Raw genomic sequence first — 3,432 nt, 5'->3', positions numbered from 1 at the left:
TGTCAAAAGTAATATCTAATGACGGTTGTTTCGGAAACGATACTGACGGTGAAAAATACCTTTTGTAACCGACATGGCATGTGCCTAAAAATAAAAACCGTTCTAGTTGGTGGTTATCCTAATTTTTAAATAATATGTAGAAATACCCTCTTTAAAGGATTTTATTCTTATTATATTACACTGGCTACGGATGGCGAAAAAACATTCATTCCATCCGTATTTACCAGTGTAAACACAGACATTAACTCAAGTTTCAAGCTTTTGATAATGTATCGAACTAAAATGAATGCTCGTCTATGACACGATCGACGGAGTCTTCGTCAATGATTTTCTGCTGACGAGAGACTGCGTCCAACAAGCACTCCGTGCATAGATTATTGATAAGTCGCATGATACCACGCGTTTGCTTATAGATTTTGCTTAATGCAGCTTCTGAAAAGATTTGACGATCCTCTCCAACTTGCCGCAGGTGATGTTGGATATAAGCTTTCATATCATCGTAGCTGAATCCTACCAAATGAAACCGGGTTGTAATGCGCTGGGAAATCGCCTCGAGACTTCGCAGACGGAGTTTGTCCCGTAATTCCGGTTGCCCCACCAATATGAGCGCCAGTGGTGAAATGGAATCAACGTGGAAATTGGTTAGAAATCGAATTTCCTGCAACATCGCTGGTGATAATAGATGGGCTTCGTCAATTATCACGACAGGCGTTTTTTTCTTCACCTCAAACAATTCAAGTAACGCAGCCTTGAATTGTCTCTTCACGTCGCTGGCCAAAAATCTCGGCTCCACGCCGATTTGAACAAGCATTTCCCGATAAAAATCCCTTGGTCTCAATGACGAATCCGATATATATAAAAACACATGATGACTCGTGTTCAATTGATCGCGCAAGGCCCGTATTGCCGTTGTCTTTCCAGCGCCAACTTCTCCTGTTATGCAACCAAAGGAACGATCCTGAATCATGTATTTCAACCTGGCCTCCAGCTCCTGATATTGCGCGCTGCGATATAAGTTTTTCGTCGCAATTTCTCGCCCAAAAGGCTTTTGCTTCCAGCCAAAGTAGGATGGGATCATGATTGTTCACTCTCCCATAATTTCGCGTAGCTCAGTTTACCGCGTTGTTCTTTTTGCTTTTTCTCTTGTAGAGGTGCGTTCAATTCCAAGAAGTTTAATCCGGATGGTTCGACGGATGGAGATTCATCTTCGACTTCGGGTTCTTCAATCCGCCGGTCGGTCGCGCGATTTAGTTTAATTGGAGAAGCATCCTCGTACCGCTTTTCACTATGCCACACTTCAATTTTGCTCAAATCCAACGGTTCATATCGAAGGGTAATCAATTCCCCCACCAATGATTGATCCACTTCATAGCGGTTTCCTTGAAACGATACACATCCGGTTTTATCCACCTTGCGTTCTGCTTGCCACATGAAAGCACGATCCAGCTCTTCCAATCTGACGGAAACATAAGGTGCTTCACTTTCATAGAAACGTTCTCTTGGTGTCTGTTTTGTTTCCCCGTGTTTGCGGTCATGATAGAAAGTGTTCAACCAAATATAAAGATACCGATTCAATTGCTCGACACAGTCGATTTTCCCGGATTCTATCAAATCGTAGGCCTCTGGCTTGAATGATGAATCGATAAATTGAAAGAAACGTTCCATTTTACCCCGTCCCTGAGGCCGCCTCGGCGTACTATGTGATAGCTTGATACCAAGGTGTGCACATGCCAGCTCGAACATATCGGCTCTATATATGGCTCCATTATCGACGTAGATCTGTTCTGGCTTTCCATGTGAATGAATCGCCCTTCGAAGACAATCTTCCAATTGGGGCCCCCGTTCTTGAAGATGAAACTCCGCATGAACAATGAACCTTGAAAAATCATCCATGAATGCAAAAAGCTTAGCCAACACTTTTTGTCCGGGTTTATCGGGATGCGGCAGGTAAAGGGTATGTTGCACATCCCCTTGCCAACATGCATTCCGGTAAGGAAACTCAAAACGGCGGAATCGATCGCTTTGTTTGTTTTGTAGTTTCTTTTTGGTCAATCCAAGTTTACGAAGCTGTTTGGATAGCGTACTTTCGGCTACATCGCCCACTTCAACGATGCCAGCCAATTCCATCATCCGGATAATCTGCGATACAGCACGCTCCGGCCGCTCTTTTTTAAGCTGAACAGCTTTTGCCAATACCTCCTGATTGATTGCCCTTGGTGCATATTCCCCTCGATAAGCAGGCATCAGTCCTTCAAACCCATGCTTGCGATACGCATGTAAATAACGCTCCAAGGTCCGTTTACTAATCCTGCGTAATTTCCCATCCTGGTCTATATGCTCCCTGCCTGCAATGATTCGCAGTTGCTCGGCCAATTCTCCTTTTTGTAGTTTCCTTGAAACAAGTGAAGAAATAAGCCCGTATCGAAACAAGGCGATGTTTTTCCTTTCTTCATGATTCATTTCTTATACCTCCTTGAAAAATGTACGACTAAAGTGTCGCACAAATCCCACAAGACCGGGAGGACGCAAACTCTGTGGGATACATACAGTAAAAAGGGAAATAGTGGTAAAAGTGTACCGCCAAAAAGGAATATGCCCTTTGTCCATGGATGTGTCGCTTCTTATGTAATGGTATATTTTTCATTGCGCGGTTAAAGGTTACTTCATTAGCTGATTTATCCAAGGGAAGAAACCGTAAAAAGGGTAGGGAGACTCCGGATACACCATGCGCCATAGCCGTTTAGTTAGCGTAAAGGCAGCCCTTTCAACGGATGGAGTGTGCCTCGTCCATTGAAGATCCGCAAAAGGATCGTATAATAAAAGCTGACGAATCCCCCAAGGCACATATCGATCGATATTTTTCTTCCAGGATGATAGCCATCGCTTCATTGTACGTTTTGACGGGCCATTTAATTTGGGACCACAGAACCCACGTCTGATATGCCCAAAGCTCCTGCATCCAATGTGCCGCTGATACCATGTGCTTTCCATCACTCCAACCGCATAAATGTGATAAGGAATAAGGAAGTCCGGCATAAGTGAAAACGTTATCCCGCAAACAGAGCATTTCATGCGATAAATCGGAATGCGGTGTTCCGAATGCTTTAAAACAACAGTGCGTTTATAATGTCCATGCTTATGCGGTTTACCACCGCAACACGGGCACCCACTATCATAATTCGGTGATTTCCGGCCGTACTTTCGCAAATATGTATTGACGTTTTTACCCAATGGTTTTACAATAGACTTGTTCATATTAAGTTTGATAAACGCCCTAAAAAGACTGCCATCTTTTTAGGGCATTCTTATGCCTCTCTTTCCGCCAGGATATTTATCCCTTTTCTTCATTGTTACATATCTCCCCCTCCACGTAACGACAAAATTAATTCCTAAAATACTAGATTTTACCGCCATTAAATATTAGCCCAGACA

3 protein-coding genes are annotated in these 3,432 nt (G+C 43.4%); all 3 read right to left on the bottom strand.

Annotated features, from left to right (window positions below):
* Window positions 1-277: 277 nt before the first annotated feature.
* Window positions 278-1,078, bottom strand: coding sequence for an ExeA family protein (locus AB1L08_RS21880; RefSeq protein WP_244707553.1), 801 nt, complete (start codon window positions 1,076-1,078; stop codon window positions 278-280).
* Window positions 1,075-2,460, bottom strand: a complete 1,386-nt coding sequence (locus tag AB1L08_RS21875) for a DDE-type integrase/transposase/recombinase (RefSeq protein WP_413066703.1) — start codon at window positions 2,458-2,460, stop codon at window positions 1,075-1,077. Before AB1L08_RS21875 ends, AB1L08_RS21880 begins: the two co-directional genes overlap by 4 nt.
* Window positions 2,461-2,658: 198 nt before the next feature.
* Complete coding sequence (locus AB1L08_RS21870) at window positions 2,659-3,255, bottom strand: DUF6431 domain-containing protein (protein ID WP_413066702.1); 597 nt, start codon at window positions 3,253-3,255, stop codon at window positions 2,659-2,661.
* Window positions 3,256-3,432: the final 177 nt, after the last annotated feature.

Source organism: Siminovitchia jepli, from assembly GCF_047228825.1.
GTDB lineage: Bacteria > Bacillota > Bacilli > Bacillales > Bacillaceae_C > Siminovitchia.
The sequence above is the reverse complement of the archived record's forward strand: the minus strand, read 5'-3'. Positions and strand labels throughout refer to the sequence as shown.